The organism is Pseudomonas sp. GW821-FHT07E12, assembly GCF_058986605.1.
In genome coordinates, this window is the sequence record NZ_JBYSVX010000018.1 from 26,164 (window position 1) to 44,853 (window position 18,690).

At 65.1% G+C, this 18,690-nt stretch carries 22 protein-coding genes; 12 read left to right on the plus strand and 10 right to left on the minus strand.

Annotation, left to right across the window (positions count from 1 at the left end):
- Window positions 1-4: 4 nt before the first annotated feature.
- From AC3WJE_RS11730 to AC3WJE_RS11745, 4 genes are all read right to left on the minus strand, one after another.
- The gene (locus AC3WJE_RS11730) at window positions 5-346 is read right to left on the minus strand and encodes a BON domain-containing protein (protein ID WP_493730980.1); all 342 of its coding nucleotides are present in this window, start codon (window positions 344-346) and stop codon (window positions 5-7) included.
- A 91-nt stretch (window positions 347-437) separates the two neighbouring features.
- Window positions 438-1,328 (minus strand): dimethylarginine dimethylaminohydrolase family protein, encoded by an 891-nt coding sequence (locus AC3WJE_RS11735; protein WP_493730981.1) that lies wholly within the window; start codon window positions 1,326-1,328, stop codon window positions 438-440.
- Window positions 1,329-1,408: 80 nt separating this feature from the next.
- On the minus strand, window positions 1,409-1,849 hold the full coding sequence (locus AC3WJE_RS11740; protein WP_493730982.1) for a carboxymuconolactone decarboxylase family protein: 441 nt from the start codon (window positions 1,847-1,849) through the stop codon (window positions 1,409-1,411).
- 608 nt (window positions 1,850-2,457) lie between these two features.
- Window positions 2,458-3,312 (minus strand): RNA polymerase sigma-70 factor, encoded by an 855-nt coding sequence (locus AC3WJE_RS11745; RefSeq protein ID WP_493730983.1) that lies wholly within the window; start codon window positions 3,310-3,312, stop codon window positions 2,458-2,460.
- Between the two features lie 102 nt (window positions 3,313-3,414).
- Here AC3WJE_RS11745 and AC3WJE_RS11750 point away from each other — a divergent pair, with 102 nt between their 5' ends.
- Both AC3WJE_RS11750 and AC3WJE_RS11755 read left to right on the plus strand, forming a co-directional pair.
- Entirely contained in the window at window positions 3,415-4,932 is a 1,518-nt protein-coding gene (locus AC3WJE_RS11750) for a fumarate hydratase (RefSeq protein WP_493730984.1), read from the plus strand.
- 192 nt (window positions 4,933-5,124) lie between these two features.
- Window positions 5,125-5,760, plus strand: a complete 636-nt coding sequence (locus AC3WJE_RS11755) for a glutathione S-transferase family protein (RefSeq protein ID WP_493730985.1) — start codon at window positions 5,125-5,127, stop codon at window positions 5,758-5,760.
- A 164-nt stretch (window positions 5,761-5,924) separates the two neighbouring features.
- Here AC3WJE_RS11755 and AC3WJE_RS11760 read toward each other — a convergent pair whose 3' ends face one another.
- Together AC3WJE_RS11760 and AC3WJE_RS11765 are read right to left on the minus strand one after the other, a co-directional pair.
- Window positions 5,925-7,100 carry a phospholipase A gene (locus AC3WJE_RS11760; protein WP_493730986.1) on the minus strand — a complete coding sequence of 392 codons (1,176 nt, stop codon included), beginning with the start codon at window positions 7,098-7,100 and terminating at the stop codon, window positions 5,925-5,927.
- Window positions 7,101-7,146: 46 nt separating this feature from the next.
- Window positions 7,147-7,632: a DUF456 domain-containing protein gene (locus AC3WJE_RS11765; RefSeq protein ID WP_493730987.1), complete on the minus strand. Its 486-nt coding sequence runs from the start codon at window positions 7,630-7,632 to the stop codon at window positions 7,147-7,149.
- A gap of 227 nt (window positions 7,633-7,859) precedes the next feature.
- Here AC3WJE_RS11765 and AC3WJE_RS11770 point away from each other — a divergent pair, with 227 nt between their 5' ends.
- Entirely contained in the window at window positions 7,860-8,072 is a 213-nt protein-coding gene (locus AC3WJE_RS11770) for a cold-shock protein (protein WP_493730988.1), read from the plus strand.
- Window positions 8,073-8,151: 79 nt separating this feature from the next.
- Here the strand turns inward: AC3WJE_RS11770 and AC3WJE_RS11775 are convergent, their stop codons facing one another.
- Together AC3WJE_RS11775 and AC3WJE_RS11780 are read right to left on the minus strand one after the other, a co-directional pair.
- A complete protein-coding gene (locus AC3WJE_RS11775) occupies window positions 8,152-8,616 on the minus strand; it encodes a glycine zipper 2TM domain-containing protein (protein ID WP_493730989.1) in 465 nt (154 codons plus the stop codon).
- Window positions 8,617-8,724: 108 nt separating this feature from the next.
- On the minus strand, window positions 8,725-9,156 hold the full coding sequence (locus AC3WJE_RS11780; protein WP_493730990.1) for a hypothetical protein: 432 nt from the start codon (window positions 9,154-9,156) through the stop codon (window positions 8,725-8,727).
- A 67-nt stretch (window positions 9,157-9,223) separates the two neighbouring features.
- Here AC3WJE_RS11780 and AC3WJE_RS11785 point away from each other — a divergent pair, with 67 nt between their 5' ends.
- The gene (locus tag AC3WJE_RS11785) at window positions 9,224-10,018 is read left to right on the plus strand and encodes a tRNA threonylcarbamoyladenosine dehydratase (protein WP_493730991.1); all 795 of its coding nucleotides are present in this window, start codon (window positions 9,224-9,226) and stop codon (window positions 10,016-10,018) included.
- Between the two features lie 69 nt (window positions 10,019-10,087).
- On the opposite strand, the gene AC3WJE_RS11790 is transcribed toward AC3WJE_RS11785, so the two are convergent.
- Entirely contained in the window at window positions 10,088-10,879 is a 792-nt protein-coding gene (locus AC3WJE_RS11790) for a TatD family hydrolase (RefSeq protein WP_493730992.1), read from the minus strand.
- Window positions 10,876-11,088, minus strand: coding sequence for a DUF6116 family protein (locus AC3WJE_RS11795; protein ID WP_493730993.1), 213 nt, complete (start codon window positions 11,086-11,088; stop codon window positions 10,876-10,878). Before AC3WJE_RS11795 ends, AC3WJE_RS11790 begins: the two co-directional genes overlap by 4 nt.
- 156 nt (window positions 11,089-11,244) lie before the next feature.
- Between AC3WJE_RS11795 and AC3WJE_RS11800 the strand changes: the two genes are divergently transcribed.
- The 8 genes from AC3WJE_RS11800 to AC3WJE_RS11835 all read left to right on the plus strand — a co-directional run bounded on the left by AC3WJE_RS11800 (window position 11,245) and on the right by AC3WJE_RS11835 (window position 18,554).
- Entirely contained in the window at window positions 11,245-12,072 is an 828-nt protein-coding gene (locus AC3WJE_RS11800; RefSeq protein WP_493730994.1) for a glycine zipper 2TM domain-containing protein, read from the plus strand.
- A 136-nt stretch (window positions 12,073-12,208) separates the two neighbouring features.
- Complete coding sequence (locus tag AC3WJE_RS11805; protein ID WP_493730995.1) at window positions 12,209-13,378, plus strand: acyl-CoA dehydrogenase family protein; 1,170 nt, start codon at window positions 12,209-12,211, stop codon at window positions 13,376-13,378.
- A 10-nt stretch (window positions 13,379-13,388) separates the two neighbouring features.
- Window positions 13,389-13,928 (plus strand): GNAT family N-acetyltransferase, encoded by a 540-nt coding sequence (locus tag AC3WJE_RS11810; RefSeq protein ID WP_493730996.1) that lies wholly within the window; start codon window positions 13,389-13,391, stop codon window positions 13,926-13,928.
- 158 nt (window positions 13,929-14,086) lie between these two features.
- A complete protein-coding gene (locus tag AC3WJE_RS11815; protein WP_493730997.1) occupies window positions 14,087-15,505 on the plus strand; it encodes a replicative DNA helicase in 1,419 nt (472 codons plus the stop codon).
- 251 nt (window positions 15,506-15,756) lie between these two features.
- A complete protein-coding gene (locus AC3WJE_RS11820) occupies window positions 15,757-16,644 on the plus strand; it encodes a DUF6662 family protein (protein ID WP_493730998.1) in 888 nt (295 codons plus the stop codon).
- A 41-nt stretch (window positions 16,645-16,685) separates the two neighbouring features.
- Window positions 16,686-17,216 (plus strand): FMN-binding protein, encoded by a 531-nt coding sequence (locus AC3WJE_RS11825; protein WP_493730999.1) that lies wholly within the window; start codon window positions 16,686-16,688, stop codon window positions 17,214-17,216.
- The gene (locus AC3WJE_RS11830) at window positions 17,203-18,045 is read left to right on the plus strand and encodes an FAD:protein FMN transferase (protein WP_493731000.1); all 843 of its coding nucleotides are present in this window, start codon (window positions 17,203-17,205) and stop codon (window positions 18,043-18,045) included. The genes AC3WJE_RS11825 and AC3WJE_RS11830 overlap by 14 nt, the downstream gene beginning before the upstream one ends.
- Complete coding sequence (locus AC3WJE_RS11835) at window positions 18,042-18,554, plus strand: hypothetical protein (protein ID WP_493731001.1); 513 nt, start codon at window positions 18,042-18,044, stop codon at window positions 18,552-18,554. The genes AC3WJE_RS11830 and AC3WJE_RS11835 overlap by 4 nt, the downstream gene beginning before the upstream one ends.
- Window positions 18,555-18,690 lie beyond the last annotated feature (136 nt).

An 18,690-nucleotide genomic window follows, 5' to 3' on the forward strand; every position in this document is an offset into this window, starting at 1 on the left:
GGGCTCAACCGTCCTCGTCCAGGTCGCGTTCGGCAGCCGAGCCCGGGCCGCCCTGGTGGCCGCCGCCGCGTATCGCCTCGCCGGGCCGGCCCAGCGAGCGCGAACCGTCATCCACGTGCAGCAGGTTGTCGACCTTGCGTACGCCGGCGATCGAGGCCACGGCTCGTTCGGCCAGGCGTTTCATGCCGCGCGTGGGCACATCGCCGCTGAGCGTGACCTGCCCATCTTCCACGTGCACCAGGATTTCGCCGGCCTCGAGATGCTCATCCTCGGACAGGGTGTGGATCACATCGTCGGCGATCAGGCTGTCAGGACGGGCGCCGGCAGGCGACTTGGAAGCGCACATGGTGGTACCCACGGAGGTGGCGGTGCCCGCGATGCTGGCCTTGCCGCCGTTATGACGGTGGCAAGGTCGGGGTCGGGGCCTCCGGGGGGGCTCACTCGTCCAGGCGCAGGGTCAGGCACTTGGCCGAGCCGCCGGATTTCATGAATTCGTCCAGCGGGGTCTGTGCCACCGCGTAGCCAAAGCCAGCCAGGGCCTGCTGCAGCGCCGGGCTGGCGCGATTCAGGACCAGGGTGTCGTCCAGGTCCACCGCGTTGCAGGCGAACGCCAGCGCGTCCTCCTCGCTGACTGCTATACGCAGGTGCGGCGGCACCCGCGCGGCGATCTGCGCCTGGGCCTGCTCGTCGAAGGCGCCGGGGTAGTACAGCAGGCGGCCTTCACGCAGCGGGCAGAAGCAGGTGTCCAGATGGTAGAAACGCGGGTCGACCAGACGCAGCGGCACCACGTCCAGATCGAGCATGCGCTCCAGTTCCGGCGCCACGGCGGCATCGCTGCGATGACCATGGCCCATCCACAGCCGCGGTTGGCGACCGCGATCGAACAGCGCATCGCCCGCGCCCTCGAAGGTCAGCGACTCGGGCAGCGGGCGGATCCGGAAACCGGCGCGATGGAACCAGGCGATGCACAGCGGCTCCTCGCCGCGCCGTTCCGGGTGGCGGAAGCGGCTGGGCACGAAGTCGTCGCCATGCACCAGGCCGGCGTTGGCGGTGAACACCAGGTCCGGCAGGCCGGGCGCGGGCGCCAGCAGATCGACATCGGCATGCGTTGCCAGCAGCCCCTGCAACGCCTGCCATTGCAGCTCGGCCCGGCTTGAATCGGCGCCATGCACATGTGCGGCCATCCATGGATTGATGACGTAATCGACCGCGAAGTGCGTTGGCGGGCACATCATCAGGTGATGGCGGAGTGGGGCGGCGGACCAGGCCGCCGCCAGTGACGTGGGGTTCTCGCCGGTGAGGACCGGCAGGCCATGCTTGTCGTCCATCGCTCGTCTCTGTGCGCCAGAAGAGCTGACGCTATCGACGATGTGTTTCGAGCAGATGTCCGTGGCGATGGCCGCCCCGGTCAGGGCAGTTGCGCCTGCATGCCGACGCTGAGCCGGTTCCAGGCGTTGATCAGCGCCACCGCCATGGTGATTTCGGCAATGCCCTTGTCGTCGAAGTGCTCGTGCAGCGCCTGGTACAGGGCATCGGCCGGCACGCCGGAGGGCAGGTGGGCCAGCGCCTCGGCCCAGGCCAGTGCGGCGCCTTCGCGGGCGTCGAAGAAGCGGCTGTCGCGCCAGCCGGCGACGGTGTCGATCTTGCGTTGCTCCACGCCGCCGTTGCGCAGCGCGGTGGCGTGCATGTCCATGCAGTAGGCGCAGCCGTTGATCTGGGATACGCGCAGGAACAGCAGTTCGACCAGTTCGGCGCCGATGGTGCTGGTGTGGATGTGTTGGCTGGCGGTGGCCAGGCTCTTGAAGGCGGAGGGGACTTGTTGGGTGTAGTCAACGCGGTGGAATTTCATGGGGTTTTCCTGGGGTGAGCGGCCGTTGTGGTCGCTTTCGGTATCCAGGACGCGTGGGAGTTGTGTGGCGTGACAGGTGGGGTCGGTTGAATTGAGATTCGATCGGAAATGGTTTCATGGCCGATCAGTTGAGGTTCGCACCATCTCTCTAACGTCGTCCCCGCGAAGGCGGGGACCCAGCGACTTTCGCGTCATCTAACTGGTGTCATCCCCGCGAAAGCGGGGATCCATGGACGTTGCTTCTTGGGTTTGACGTTGTAGTGACTGCAACAGCAACAGCAAAGGCTTTCGCTCCTTCGGGGCGAGTCACTTGTTCTTTGCTTGTGCAAAGAAAGGTAACCCAAAGAAGCGCTTTACAGCAGCCGAATGGCTGATCAAGCACACCCCGCCTTCGCGCCCTTCGCTTCGCTACGGGTTCGCGGAGTCGACGGGATTTTCTGACGCGGCATTCATGCCGCGGCAGAAAACGACGCACATCCATGTGCGCCGCCCCTGCGGGGTTTTTCCCGCCGTCTCCGCCGCTGCGGCAGGGGCCCCGGGTAAGTCAAAGTCCAAGGCAACGGCAGCAACAGCAACAGCAACAGTCCGGCCGTGAGCGCCGATCCTTTCTAACCCACCCGTAACTTGTCGGGATTCATCACGGTGAGCAGTTCCACAATTCGCTCGCCATCAATCACCGCCAGGGTGGCCGAGTGCAGTTTGCCGTTGCGGAAGCGCAGGATCGCCGGTTCGCCGTTGACGGTGCCGATCCGCGAAACCAGGCCCAGCTTGCGGCGTGCGATCGCCCAGTACAGGCGTGCGATGCGTTCGGCGCCCCGTAGTGGGCGCAGTGTCGCGGTGACCTTGCCGCCGCCGTCGGACACCATCCGGGCGTTGCTGTCGAGCAGGGCGGTGATCGCTTCGGCATCGCCGGCCTGCGAGGCGGTCATGAAGCGTTCCAGCAGTTCGCGGTGACGCTGCCGGCTGACCGGGAAGCGCGGCCGCTCCGCCTGCAACCGCGCTCGTGCGCGATGCACCATCTGCCGGCAGTTGGCTTCGCTGTGGTCGAGCAGCTCGGCGATGCGTGCGTATTCGTAGTCGAAGGCTTCCTTCAGCAGGAACGCGGCGCGCTCCTCCGGGCCCAGCCGTTCCAGCATCGCCAACAGCGCCAATGAAATTTCTTCGGCGCGCTCGCGCTGCTCCTGTGGACCGGGTTCTTCGCTGATCTCCAGCGGTTCCGGCAGCCAGGGGCCGGTGTAGTGACGGCGGGCGGTGCGCGCCGCCCGCAGGCGGTCCAGGCCGAGGCGGGTGGTGGCGGTGACCAGCCACGCTTCCGGGTCCAGCACGCTGGCCTGGTCGGCGCCGTGCCAGCGCAACCACGCGTCCTGGACCACGTCTTCGGCCTCGGCGCGGGCGCCGAGCAGGCGGTAGGCGAGGCTGAACAGGCGCGTGCGATGTTGTTCGAAAGTAGTGTCGGTATACATGAGATCCAGGACGAAACAGCGTGTGCCGGCGTGACACCTCCGGCTCGGCCGTCACTTTGCTCTAAAATGGGTGGGTTTCCCCCCGCCAGCCCCAGGCCAGCCGTGACCTCGATCAAGCAGGAAGACCTTATCCAGAGCGTCGCCGACGCACTGCAGTACATCAGCTACTACCACCCGGTCGACTACATCAAGAACCTCGCCGCCGCCTACGAGCGCGAGCAGTCGGCCGCGGCCAAGGACGCGATCGCGCAGATCCTGATCAACTCGCGCATGTGCGCAGAGGGTCATCGCCCGATCTGCCAGGACACCGGCATCGTCACCGTGTTCCTCGAAATCGGCATGAACGTGCGTTGGGATGACGCCACGATGGGTGTCGAGGACATGGTCAACGAAGGCGTGCGCCGCGCCTACAACCATCCGGACAACAAGCTGCGCGCCAGCGTGCTGGCCGATCCGGCCGGCAAGCGCCAGAACACCAAGGACAACACGCCGGCGGTGGTCAACGTGAAAGTTGTCCCCGGCGATCACGTAGAGGTCATCGTCGCGGCCAAGGGCGGTGGCTCGGAGGCCAAGAGCAAGTTCGCCATGCTCAATCCGTCCGACTCGATCGTCGATTGGGTGCTCAAGACCGTGCCGACCATGGGCGCCGGCTGGTGCCCGCCGGGCATGCTCGGCATCGGCATCGGCGGCACCGCCGAGAAGGCGATGCTGCTGGCCAAGGAAGCGCTGATGGAGCCGATCGACATCACCGATCTGCAGGCACGCGGGGCATCCAACCGCGCTGAAGAACTGCGCCTGGAGCTGTACGAGAAGGTCAACGCGCTGGGCATCGGCGCGCAGGGCCTGGGTGGCCTGACCACCGTGCTCGACATCAAGGTCAAGGATTACCCGACCCACGCCGCCAACCTGCCGGTGGCGATGATCCCCAACTGCGCCGCCACCCGCCACGCGCACTTCACGCTGGACGGCAGCGGCCCGGTCGCATTGGATCCGCCGTCGCTGGAGGATTGGCCGAAGCTGACCTACAACCCGCAGAACGCGCGCCGGGTCAATCTCGACACGATCACCCGCGAGGAAGTCGCCGAATTCAAGCCCGGCGAAGTGCTGCTGCTCAACGGCAAGCTGCTGACCGGCCGCGACGCCGCGCACAAGCGCATGATCGACATGCTCAACAAGGGCGAGACGTTGCCGGTCGATTTCACCAACCGCTTCATCTACTACGTCGGTCCGGTCGATCCGGTGCGTGACGAAGTGGTGGGCCCGGCCGGTCCGACCACCGCCACGCGCATGGACAAGTTCACCCGGCAGATGCTGGAGCAGACCGGTCTGCTCGGCATGGTCGGCAAGTCCGAGCGCGGCGACACCGCGATCGAGGCGATCCGCGACAACAAGGCGGTCTACCTGATGGCGGTCGGTGGTTCGGCCTACCTGGTGTCCAAGGCGATCAAGGCCAGCCGTGTGCTCGCATTCGAAGACCTGGGCATGGAGGCGATCTACGAATTCGAGGTCAAGGATATGCCGGTCACCGTGGCGGTCGATTCGACCGGCGAGTCGGTGCACAAGACCGGCCCGCGCGAGTGGCAGGCGCGGATTGGCAAGATTCCGGTGGTGGTGGCCTGATATTTTTACGGTTATCCCGGTGTCGACCGAGATCTGGGTTTAGCCCGTCATTCCCGCGGAAGCGGGAATCCATGGACGTCGTTCTTGTATGTATAGAGTTGGACGGGCTTGGTTGTTTTAACGTTGAGAAGCAACGTCCATGGATTCCCGCTTTCGCGGGAATGACGGTTTCAACATTCTCGAGGGTTACTTGTGTCGGTCATTCTCTATGGCTCCCAAAGCACCGCCTCACTTGTCGTCCACTGGCTGCTGATCGAACTCGGCATCAAGCACGAGCTGCGCATGCTCGACTTCGACCAGCGCGAGCAGCGATCCCCCGAGTATCTGGCGATCAATCCGCAGGGCAGGGTGCCGACGCTGATCATCGATGGCCAGGTGCTGACCGAGTCAGCCGCGATTGCCATGCATCTGGCCGACCTGCACCCACAGGCCGGCCTTGCACCGGCGATCGGCACACCCGAACGCGCTGCCTACTATCGCTGGATGTTCTTCGCCGCCTACACGCTGATGCCGGCCTATCGCGGTTGGTTCTATCCGGACGAACCGGCAGGCGAAGAAAACATCGACAAGGTCAAAGCGTCATCGCGCGCCACGCTCGAAGCTGCGTGGCAGCAGGTCAGCGACCACCTTGAAGCCCACGGCCCATACCTGCTGGGCGAAAAACTCTCCGCCGCCGACTTCGTGTTCACCATGCTGATGCGCTGGTCGCGCAACATGCCGCGCCCGACCGACACCTGGCCGACGCTGAAGGCATTCGCCGAGCGGATGAAGGCGCGTCCGGCATTCAAGGAAACCTACCGCCGCGAAGGCATCATCGACTGGACCTGAGCCAAGGCATGTGAGAGCGCTCTCTGTAGGAGCGGCGTAAGCCGCGATGAGGCTCTCATGCAGATCCTTCTGCAAAAAGACGTACGCCCGGATACGCGGATTCAAGAGGAAGGCCTCATCGCGGCTTACGCCGCTCCTACAGGGCGCGCCTCACAAGGCGAGTCTCAGTACCACTCCAGCAACGACACGCCCACGCCGATGTAGGTGGCCTTGTGGTTGTAGTCGATCATGCTCTCGCCGTAGCCATCGAACACCTGGAAATGGCCGCGCAGCAGGTTGCTGATCGGGAAACCGTAGTCGAGCTGCAGCGCGCCGTGCGAGCGGTCGCCGGTACGCAGCGAGTGCCGCGCCATCAATGAGACCTCATGCCCGTCCTTGTTCCACACCAGGGTGGCATCGCCGCGACCCATGTAGTCCTCGATATCCGGGTTGTTGTCGTCCTTGGCGTCTTCCTTGATCCGGAACCAGGGCCGCAGCATCAGCGCCCAGTTATCGCGGTCCAGGCCGAAGTTGAGGATCACCCGGTTCCAGCTTCGCGACAGCGGGTCGCTGCGGCCATTGGACATGTGGTCCAGGCTGATCCCGCTCATCCGGCCGCGCCAGCCGGCGATGTCGTAGTTGCTGCGGAACACCAGCATCAGTTCCGGCTCGTAATTGGTTTCGCGGAACGGCCGCGATTGGTCTGCGTTGTAGGCCTGCCAGCGCGAGCTCTGGGTGTAGCCCATCCAGATGTCGCCGTTGTCGCCGAACAGATTCTCGGCCAGCTTGGTCTTGAAGCTGAGCTGGAACTTCAGCTCGGTGCTGTCCAGCACCTGCGGGGTGGTGACGGTGTTGACCGGGTTCGGCGAGGACGGCAGTTCGTTGCGGTTGCTGGTCCAGAACGCCGGCAGCAGGTACACCGGTTTGTAGGCGCGCAACTGGAACGTGCCGAGCTTGGAGTCCTTGGCCAGCTCCCAGCGGCTGTCCAGCAGCGAGCCGCGCCCCGCATTGGCGATGGCGTTGCGGGATGGGCTGTCAGGGGCGGACTTGAAGAAATCCGCGACCGGGCTGTGCTCGGCTTTGGGCCCCTCCTGCTCCTTGATGGCCTTCTGCTCGATCTTGGCTTGGTCCGCCGCCTGGTCCGCCTCGCGCGTGTCCGCCGAGGTATAGCCCAGCGCCCGGTCGTAGCAGACCAGGCGGGCCGCGTTCGAGGTGATGGAGGTACAGGCCTGCGCGGTGGCCGGTTGCGGATCGGCTTCCTGGGCATGGGCGAGGGGCGCGGCGGCGAGGGCGAACATCAGCAGGGGGCGCGGATGGGTCATGTCGAGGCGCAGGTCCGGGAGCAGGGGGATGGAAAGCAAAGGATGGCGTATCGGCGATGAAGGGAGGGAGTCCGGCGTGCTGTGCTCAGAAGAACCACGCGAACGCGAATACCCCCAGCATGCAGAAGCCGAGTGCCAGTTTCGAGGCGGTGCCCAGCAGGATGCCCAGCCAGGTTCCAAGGCCCACACGGGTGGCTTTGCCGAGCGTGCGGCTGTGCCAGTACTCGCCTGCCCATGCACCAAGGAAAGGACCGAGGAACAGGCCGACCGGCAGAAAGAACAGGCCGACGATCGTGCCGATCAGCGAGCCCCAAAGTGCCTTGGAACTGGCGCCAAGCCGCTGCGCGCCGTAGACGTTGGCGAGGAAGTCGACCAGGAACGACAGCAGCGCCAGCGCCCCGATCGCGGTCAGCGGCAGCCAGCCGACCCGCTGGAAGCCCTCCGCCCATGCCGCCAGCAGCAGGCCGGCGAAAACCAGCGGCAGCCCCGGCAGGGCCGGCAGCACCACGCCGACGAAACCGGCCACGACCAGCAGCGTTCCGATCAGGTAATAGATGAATGCAGGGTCCATGGCGGGGTCGGTGTGTCCTTTTTGGGGGTTGACAGGGGGTTCCCGGGGTGATTGCAATTCAATTTGGCACGAGTTAAGTTGCAACCGCTGCGTTTGGCAAGGTCACCGTGAATCGTGGCCTGATGGGTAGATCTCCGATCCGCTACATCGTTGTACCTCGCTTCCTCCTTGCAACCAGCCAACACTGCCATCAACCAACTCATTGTGTGATCAGGGAGTAAGTCGAGATGTCTGCAGAGCGTGAGACGGGTACCGTCAAATGGTTCAATGATGCCAAGGGCTTCGGGTTCATCAGCCGCGAGAACGGTGAAGACGTGTTCGTGCACTTCCGCGCCATCCAGATCCAGGGCTTCAAGAGCCTGAAGGAAGGCCAGAAGGTGACCTTCACTGTCGTGCAGGGCCAGAAGGGACTGCAGGCGGACGCCGTCCAGCCAGCCTGATCGGCGGCTCCCGCACCATGGCAGCAAAAAGGCCCGCAAGCGGGCCTTTTTGCGTGCCGGTGCATGACCTCGGCAACTCTCAGCGCAGCACCACGCGTCCGTTGACGACGCGCACATACGTGTTCTCGGCGATACCGCCCAGATCCTTCTGGTTCACCACGATCACGCGGCCGTCATCCATCTTGACCTGGATGTCATAGGAGTCGCTGGTGACGTTGTTCTGGATCGCATTGCCGGCCAGTGCGCCGGCTGCGGCGCCGGCCACGGTCGAAACGTTCTTGTTGCCCTTGCTGCCGCCGGTGTCCTTCGAAATCTGGCGTCCGGCAACCGCGCCGACGATGCCGCCGAGCACCGCGCCGGTGCCGGTCGGGGCGCTACGGTTGGACTGCACGGTATCGATGCGGAGCACGATGCCGCAGTCGGCGCAGCGGCCTTGCGAATAGCCCTGGTTGTAGCCGCCCCCGCCGTATCGGGGCTGAGGTGTGGCGCAGCCCGCCAGCGCGGTGGCAGCGGCAAGGCCGATGATGATCAGTCGGGTATTCATGGTGTTCTCTCCGGGTCCCATTGGAGCGGCGATGCCGCAGCGACCGCATCGTCTCCGTTGCCGGGTGAACGCAATGCCAATCAAACGCCCATCGAATGAATGCGCTATTCAGCGGAATTCCTGATGGCAGGCTTTGCACGCTTCACCGATCTGGTTGTTGACGCTCTGCAGCGCCACGCAATCGGTCGGCACCTTGGCCAATGCCTGGTCCAGGCTGGCGCGCAGATCGCCGGCGTGCTGGATGAAGCGGCCATCGTCCTTCAGGCTCGGGAATGCGGTTTCCAGGTCGTTCGACAGCGCACGCAGCGACTGCAGCCGGGGCAGCGTGTCGGAAGCGGTGCAGCGGTTGCGGGCGCGGTTGGCCGACAGCAGCTCGGTCTGCTTGGCCATCACCTGCATCAGGCTGTCGGGGAACGGATCGCGTCGCGCCAGCAGCGCGCGCGTCAGCATCACGGTGGCAATCACACCGACTGCCAGGCCGAGCAGGGCCATGAACAGATAACGGTAGGCGGTGGATGACGTCTTGGGCTGGCTGGACATGCCGGCGGGCTCCGGAAGTGGGTGGTGGAAAAGTCAGTGGCGGCGAACCTGTCGGTAAAATAGTGCGATGAAACCTCAATGGCGTGAACGCTTTGCCGGCATCGACCGGCTTTATGGTGTGGGAACGGTGGAACGGCTGTCGGCGTGCCGGGTCGCGGTGGTCGGCATGGGCGGTGTCGGCTCGTGGGTGGTCGAGGCGCTGGCGCGTTCGGGCGTCGGCCACATGACGCTGATCGATGCCGACGACATCTGCGTCTCCAACACCAACCGGCAACTGCCGGCGATGACCGGTCAGTACGGTCGCAACAAGGCGCGGGCGATGGCCGAGCGCTGCGTGGCGATCAATCCGGAGATCGACGTGGCGGCGATCGAGGCGTTCCTGACGCCTGCCAACATGGCTGAGTTGCTGGACCAGAACTTCGACCTGGTGATCGATGCCTGCGACAGCTTCCGCGTCAAGGTCGAGACCATCGCCTGGTGCCGGCGCCGCAAGCTGCCGATGATCACCGTGGGGGCTGCCGGCGGCCGCACCGACCCGACCCTGGTGCGCGTGCGCGATGTCTCGCGCACCGAGCATGACGCGATGCTGGCGCTGATCCGCAAGAAGCTGCGCAGCGAGTTCAACTTCCCGAAGAACGCGCAGCGCTACTTCGGCGTGCCGGCGGTGTACTCGCTGGAGAACGTGAAATATCCGCAGGCCGACGGCAGTGTCTGCGGGATCCGTCCCCAGATGGGCGCCGATGCCGCGCTCAAGCTCGACTGTGGTGCCGGCCTGGGCGCGGCCACGCACATCACCGGCGTGTTTGCGTTCGCCGCGGTGGGCAAGGCGTTGGAAATGCTGCTCAAGCGCAAGGGCTCGTGAGCACGGCAGGGGCGATCTCAGTCGCGATGAGGCTGGCTCGGCAAGGCCCCTTCGCAACTGACGCCGCTCCTACGAATGCGGCGAGGTTGCGTGTGGCAGTCCGAACAGTCGCTGCGCATTGATCGTGGTCTGCCGGACGATCTGCTCTTCCGGTTCGCCACGCAGTTCGGCGATACAGGCCAGGATCGTGCGCAGTCGTGCCGGCTCGTTGCGCTGGCCGCGGATGTCCGCGTCGGGCTGGTCGGGCGCGTCGGTTTCCAGCAGCAGGTACTCCAGCGGCATCGCCGTGGCCAGTCCGCGCAGCCGGTTGGCGCGCGGGTAGGTGAGCGGGCCACCGAGGCCGATCAGGAAATCCAGTTTCCACAGCTGCGCGGCCTGCTCCGGGCTGCCCGAAAAACTGTGGACCACGCCGCGCAGGCGACCGACCGCCTTGATCGAGGCGATGACGTCCTCGACCGCGCGGCGTGCATGCACGATCACGGGCAGGTCGTACTCGGCGGCCAGTTCCAGCTGGGCGCGAAAGTAGAAGCGCTGCTCGTCGCCATCGAGCCCTTCGACATGGAAATCGAGGCCGCATTCGCCGATCGCACACGGCTGCTCACGCTCGATCCACTCGCGCAGCAGCGGCAGGTGTTCGTGGCGATGCTCGGCCAGGAACACCGGATGCAGGCCATAGGCCGGATGCAGGCCGGGAGCCGACGTACAGACCTCACGCAGTTTCGGCCAACCGGCAGCGGCGATCGCCGGGACGACCTGGTCGCTCACCTGGGCCTGACGCGCTCGCTTGATAACCTCTGTGCGATCCGGGTCGAACGCCTCGGCATCGAGATGGCAATGACTGTCGATGAGCTGCACGGTCACGTCCGTGTGCGCGGTTCCACCGGCACGCGCCGGGTACGCCAATTGGCCAGTACAAGCGTGCCCAGGCCGAGTACGATCTCGTCGATGAACGGCACCGGATCAGGCAGGAACAGGTCGATCAGGAACAGCGCGGCGGTCAGCTTGAACAGCGTCGGAAAGCGCAGCTGCCGGGCCCAGCTCAGGACCGGCGCGGTGGCGGGATTGGCCATGGGATGGTGGTCTCATTTGGCTTGGCTGTCTGGAACAGAAACGGTACGGGAACATCTTGATGACATTCCTGACCGGGGCTTGGATCCGTTCAGGTGGCGCATGATGCAATGCGCTGGCACAAAGACACACGCGGAACGTCCGCACGGGAGCTGGGAATGAAGAGCAATACGACAACTATACTGGTCGCTGCAGGCGCATTGCTGGTCGGGGGCGTGGCCACGGCTGCCTTCATGAACAATCGCAGCAAGTCCGAGGATTTCGTTCCTCCAGCCGCACAGGTCGGTACGGCGGCGGATAACGCACCTGTAGCCGATGCGGCGGCTTCGGCAGCGGTGACGGCGGCAGCGCTGCAATATGCCGATGTGGTCAAGGTCGATCCGGTGACGACCAAGGAGAAGGTCTACGCGACCGTGATCGGCACCGAGCCGGTACGCGAGAGCAGCACCACGACCACGCCGCACGAGGTATGCAACGACGTGGTCGTGCAGGAACAGGCACCGCGCAAGGATCCGAACAACATCGCGGGTACCGCCGCTGGCGCGCTCATCGGTGGCGTGCTCGGCAACCAGGTCGGTGGTGGTGATGGCAGGAAACTGGCTACCGCTGCCGGTGCCATTGGCGGCGCCTTCGCCGGCCGCGCGGTCCAGCAGCGGCACGCTGAGAACAATGTGGTCAGCCGCACCGAGCGCCAGTGCCATACCGAGAACACGGCCTCCGAGTCCTCGCGCGTGGTCGGCTACAACGTGACCTACCGCAATGCCGACGGCACCACCGGCACGATGCGCATGGACAGCAAGCCGGCCAACCGCATCGCGATGGGCGATGCCAACAGCGTGGTCGGCTACAACGTGACCTACCGTTACGACGGCGAGGAAAAGACCATCCGCATGAAGGACAAGCCGGACAGCGACCGCCTGCCGGTCGTCAATGGGCAGTTGGTGACCCAGACTGCTGCCATGGACGCTCCGGTCAACCAGCAGTAAGCGGTAGATCAGCGGAATCAGAAGAAGAGCCGGCCATGCCGGCTCTTCTTCGTTTGGGGGCGTGCGCATACTGGTCACGCCGCGTTGGGCAGTACGCCCAGGGCGATACAATTGCCATAGTTCCCGTGGAGACGCCATGCGAATGCCATTGCATCCGGACGATCTGTTCGATGTCCGCTCGTTGCTGAGCGAAGAGGAACGCGCGATCCAGGACAGCGTGGCGCGTTTCACCGACGAGCGCGTGTTGCCGATCATTGGCGAGGCGTTCGATCAGGGGCGTTTTCCGCGCGAGCTGGTGTCGGAAGTGGCCGCGCTGGGGCTGCTGGGTCCAACCCTGCCGGCCGAATATGGCGGAGCTGGGCTCGGGCCGGTCGCCTACGGCCTGATCTGCCAGGAACTGGAGCGCGGCGACAGCGCGTTGCGCAGTTTCGTCAGCGTGCAGTCTTCTTTGTGCATGCATGCGATCCATGCCTACGGTAGCGAGGAACAGCGGCGACGTTGGTTGCCGGAAATGGCGGCCGGGCGTGCGATCGGCTGCTTCGGGCTGACCGAAGTCCATGGGGGTTCCGATCCCGCCAGCATGCGGACCCGCGCGGTGCGCGATGGTGGTGACTGGCGCATCAGCGGCGGCAAGATGTGGATCACCAATGGCGGCATCGCCGATCTGGCGATCGTATGGGCGCAGACCGAGGACGGTGTGCGCGGTTTCATCGTTGAACGGGGTACGCCGGGTTTCGTGGCGCAGGAGATCGGGCACAAGATGAGCCTGCGCGCTTCGGTGACTTCTGCCCTGTTCTTCGACGATGTACGCGTGCCGGAGCGCAACCGGCTGCCGGATGCCGCCGGGCTCAAGGCGCCGCTGGGTTGTCTGGATCAGGCGCGTTATGGCATCGCCTGGGGCCCGGTCGGTTCGGCGATCGCATGCCTGCGCGAGGCGCTGGCCTATTGCGGCGAGCGTGTGCTGTTCGGGCGGCCGCTTGCCGCCACCCAGAGTGCTCAGATCAAGTTGGCCGACATCGCCCGGCGCATCACTGCCGCGCAGTTGTTGGCGCTGCAGTTGGGCCGGTTGAAGGAGGCGGGTGCGTTGCAGTCGGTGCAGGTCTCGCTGGCGAAATGGAACAACTGCCGGATGGCGCTGGACGTGGCGCGCGAATGCCGCGACCTGCTCGGTGCAGCGGGCATCACCACCGAGCATGCGGCGATCCGGCATGCGCTCAATCTCGAATCGGTCATCACCTACGAGGGCACGGAGACCGTGCATCAACTGGTGATCGGTCGCGCGCTGACCGGTATCAACGCCTTTTAAGGAGGATTCAATGGCGGTGGATGACATCCGGATCGAAACCGAGCGGCTGTTGCTGCGGCTTCCAGAGACTGCGGATTTCGAGGCGTACGCGCGGTTTGCCGGCGACGAGGAGTCGATGCGCTATCTCAGCGGTATCCAGGCGCCATCGGTGGCCTGGCGCGTGTTCGCGACGGTGGTTGGCAGCTGGCACCTGCTGGGTTTCGGGATGTTCTCGGTGATCGAGAAGGCCAGCGGCGCGTGGATCGGCCGGGTCGGGCCGTGGCGGCCGCATGGCTGGCCGGGCAACGAGATCGGCTGGAGCATCTGCCGCGAGGCCTGGGGCAAAGGCTATGCGCTTGAAGCGGCGACCGCGTCGATGGATTGGGCGTTCGAGCATCTGGGTTGGGACGAGGTGATCCATTCGATCGACCCGCCCAATACGAATTCCAAGCGAGTGGCCGAGAAACTCGGTTCGCGGCTGCTGCGGATCGGGCGCCTGCCCGAGCCGGTCCACGAGCACGATGTCGAGTTCTGGGGGCAGACGCGGGCGCAGTGGCGGGCGCATCGCTGAGCGGTGGGTCGAGTTCGATCGTCGCAGCCCGTGAGACGGCTTGCGCATAGAAGCTGCGCACCGGCTGTACATGGCTTATCCACAGACTTGTGCATGGCCGAGTCAGCCGAGGCTGACTATCCTTCCTGCCCCCGTCTCCCCGTCGCGAGCCCGTCTTCATGTCCGCCCGTCCTGGTTTTCGCAACAAGCGCGGCAACGATCGCGACGATTTCCGCGAGCAGCGGATCGACCAGCTGCGCGTGCCGCCGCATTCGGTGGAGGCCGAGCAGGCGGTGCTGGGCGGGCTGATGCTGGCGCCGGATGCGTTCGATCGCATCAACGACCAGCTCACCGAGAACGACTTCTATCGCCGCGACCACCAGCTGATCTATCGCGCGGTCCGCGAACTGTCCGAGCGTGATCGGCCGTTCGACGCGGTCACGCTGACCGAGTGGTTCGAGTCGCAGGGCAAGCTGGAACTGGTCGGTGACGGCGCCTATCTGATCGAACTGGCCAGCACCACACCGTCGGCGGCCAACATCACCGCCTATGCCGAGATCGTGCGCGACAAGGCGGTGCTGCGGCAGTTGATCCAGGTCGGTACCGACATCGTCAACGACGGCTTCCAGCCGGAAGGGCGCGACAGCAGCGAGTTGCTGTCGACCGCGGAGAAGTCGGTGTTCGCGATCGCCGAGCAGGGCGCGCGCGGACGCACCGACTTCGTGGCGATGCCCGGTGCGTTGAAGGATGCCTTCGAGGAGCTGCGCAACCGCTTCGAGAACGGCGGCAACATCACCGGCCTGCCGACCGGCTACAACGATTTCGATGCGATGACGGCCGGCTTGCAGCCGACCGACCTGATCATCCTCGCCGCGCGCCCGGCGATGGGCAAGACCACCTTCGCGCTGAACATCGCCGAGTACGCGGCGATCAAGTCGAAGAAGGGCGTGGCGGTGTTCTCGATGGAAATGTCGGCCTCGCAGCTGGCGATGCGCCTGATCTCCTCCAACGGGCGCATCAACGCCCAGCGCCTGCGTACCGGCCAGCTGGAAGACGAGGACTGGGCACGCGTCACCGGCGCGATCAAGATGCTCAAGGAGACCAAGATCTTCATCGACGACACCCCGGGCGTGTCGCCGGAGGTGCTGCGCTCCAAGTGCCGGCGCCTGAAGCGCGAGCACGACCTGGGCCTGATCGTGATCGACTACCTGCAGCTGATGTCGGTGCCGGGCAACAGCGAGAACCGCGCGACCGAAATCTCGGAAATCTCGCGCTCGCTCAAGGGCCTGGCGAAGGAGTTGAACGTACCGGTGATCGCGCTGTCGCAGCTCAACCGTTCGCTGGAAACGCGTACCGACAAGCGCCCGGTGATGGCCGACCTGCGCGAATCCGGCGCTATCGAGCAGGACGCGGACATGATCGTGTTCATCTACCGCGACGACTACTACAACAAGGAAAATTCGCCGGACAAGGGCCTGGCCGAGATCATCATCGGCAAGCACCGTGGTGGCCCGACCGGTTCGTGCAAGTTGAAGTTCTTCGGCGAGTACACGCGTTTCGACAACCTCGCGCACGACAGCGTGGGTTCCTTCGAGTAATTCACCGATCAACGCGGGGCAGACTGCGCGGGCCGGAGATCATCGGCCCGGCGCGGCGGTATGCGTTTTTCCCGCCAGGGAGTTCGTCCCGCGGGTGTGCCGACTGCACCGGCCACGACGTATCCCTGTGCTTTGGCAGGCTGATTCCGACAAAACTCCGACGTGAATTGAGAACAATTATCATGTTCACCTAGGGGCTGGCGTGCATGAAATCAAAGGTCGCGTTCTGTTTTTCTGTGCTCGGAATGTTGGTGGCGCCGCTCGCCAGCGCCGACGAGCCGCTGTTCGGCTACATCTATACCACCGACCTTCTGCCCAAGGGCGAGAAGGAGATCGAGCAGTGGTCGACGCTGCGCGAGGGACGTTCGCAGGGAACCTTCCACCTGTGGCAGGAGCGCACCGAGTTCTCCTACGGCATCGCCGACAACTTCCAGCTGTCGGGCTACCTCAATCTGGCCTCCACCCATGTCAACGGCAATGCGCCTGACGGCAGCACGGTGGCGCCGGAGGTGTTCGCCGACTACAACGTCCCGTCGGAGGGTTCCTGGCGTCAGAGCCGGGTCGAGAGCGTGGCGATGGAGGGGATCTATCGCTTCTCCAGCCCCTATACCTCGCCGATCGGTGCGGCGATCTATCTGGAGCCGTCGATCGGGCCGCGCACGCGCGAGTTGGAAACGCGCCTGATCCTGCAGAAGAACTTCCTCGATGACCGCCTGGTGTTCGCCTTCAACGTCACGGTCGGCCAGGAACTGCGCTACCTGCATGGCGATCCGACGTCGGACGATCCCGACGAGACGGTCGATCATTGGGACAAGGAGACCGACGTCAACTTCGGCCTGGCCGGCAGCTATCGCTTCATGGCCAACTGGTCGGCGGGGCTGGAAGTGCAGAACGAGCGCGAATGGGCCGGTTTCAATCCGCTCAAGGCCGACCACCGCACCAACCTGGCCTGGTACGCCGGTCCGACGCTGCACTATGGCGGCCGTCATTTCTTCGCCACCTTCACCAATCTGGTCCAACTGCACGGTGCGCGCGATTACGCCGATCCGAGCGATGAGAGCCTGGTCGTCAACGGCATCAGCAACGCCGACGATTTCGAGAAGTACCGTTACCGGCTCAAGCTCGGCTACTACTTCTGAGTCCTCAGAAACCGCCCGTCGCCGTACCAGGAGCCATCCACATGCCACGTACCTTCCATCGCGCCGTTCCCCTCGTCATGCTCGCACTGCTGGCGGACGGCGCGCATGCCACTGTCTACATGAGCACCGAGCAGGCACAGGCGCAGATGCTGCCGCAGCGCGGGCTGACGCCGGACTTCCGCGAGCTGAGTGCCGAGCAGATCGCCGCGATCCGCAAGGCTTCCGGCGAGACGCCGCTGTCCAGGCAGCTGAAGGCCTGGCGGGTGCAGGGCGGTGGTTGGTTCATCGTCGACGAGGTGGTCGGCAAGCACGAGTTCATCACCTACGCGGTGTCGCTGGATGCCAGTGGCGCGGTCGCCGATGTGCAGATCCTCGAATACCGTGAGGCCTACGGCCAGCAGGTCAAGGATCCGCGCTGGCTGCACCAGTTCGCCGGCAAGCGTGCGGGCCAGTCGCTCAAGTTCGGCAGCGACGTGCAGAACATTTCCGGGGCGACGCTGTCGTCCAAGCATGTCACCGATGGTGTGCGCCGTCTGCTGGCCACTTATGCGCTCGTGCTTGCCGCGGCCTGATCGCGGCCTGCTGCGGCGTTGCCGGCCGCTGCTGGGAACCTTCGTGGAGATTGCTGCGCCGGAGGGCAGCGACGCGGCGGTCGCGCAGGCGTTCGCGCGGATCGAGCACGTGCACGCGCGGATGTCCTTCCATGCCCAGGACAGCGACCTGGCCGCGTTGCGCGAGGCCCGCCCGGGCACGCCGGTGCGCGTGGATAGCGAGACGGTCGAGGTGCTGGCTTTTGCCGGCACATTGCATCGCCGCTCCGGTGGGCTGTTCGACGTGGCGGTCGGCGCGCGGCTGGTGGCGTCCGGCTTCCTGCCGCGGCCGGCAGGGTTGCAGTTGCGAGGTTGCAACGGCAGCGGTGCCGACATCGAGATCTGCGATCGGCGACAGGTGATCTGCCATCGCCGGATGCTGATCGACCTGGGCGGCATCGCCAAGGGCTATGCGGTCGATCGCGCGATCGAGGTGCTGGCGCAGGCTGGCATCGAACAGGCGATCGTCAATGCTGGCGGCGACCTGCGTACGATCGGCAGCGCGCAGGTCCATCTACGCGGGGCAGACGGCAGCATGGACGGCGCCATCATGCTGACCGACAAGGCACTGGCCAGTTCCAGCAATCGCCATCTGCGTCGTCGCCATCGCGGCGTCGAGCATGCAGTGCATCTCGGTGTCGATAGGGTGCCGGTACTGGCGGAGAATGCGGTCAGCGTGATCGCGCCGGACTGCATGCTGGCCGATGCGATGACCAAGGTGGCGCTTGCGGCACCGGCACTCGCTGATGAGATGTTGGCCGAATACGGTGGGTATGTGGTCCGCCTGGCCGCGCGCGAGGTGCACGCATGAGTCAACCTTCTCGTGGTGCACGGCTGGCGCGCTGGCATCTCCAGTTGCTGTTGTGGAGTGGTGGCCTGATCTGGGTCAGCGGCGTGGCCTGGTTGCTGCTGCATTACTTCGGCCAGCGACAGGGGGAGTTCGGGCCGCAGATCAATCCGGGCGAACCGTGGATGCTGCGCCTGCATGGCGCGGCGATGCTGGCATTGTTGCTGGGCATCGGCGGGGTGCTGGTAGCGCATGTCAGCAACGGCTGGGCACATCGCCGGCAGCGCTGGATCGGGCTGTCGCTGTTGGTCCTGCTCGCCGGGCTCGGTGTCAGCGGCTATCTGTTGTATTACCTCAGTGACGAAGGACTGCGTGACTGGGTCGGTCTGGCGCATTGGCTGGTCGGGCTTGCCCTGCTGCCGTTGTTTCTGTGGCATTACCTGCGTGGACGTCGGCGGCGCGGTGCAGGTCGGGCGGGAACCGGCACGAACGGCAGCAAGGCGAATTCCGCCGTCGAGATCCGCAACCGCTGAGACGACGCTGATGCAGGGGGGCTTCGGAGCAGGATGCGAACATGATCATGTTCATTGACCGTGACGGCTCCCGCAACGTGGGACATTCGCCGGACAAGGGCATGCGCCTGTGCTGCGTGCGCAGTATGCTCTGCGT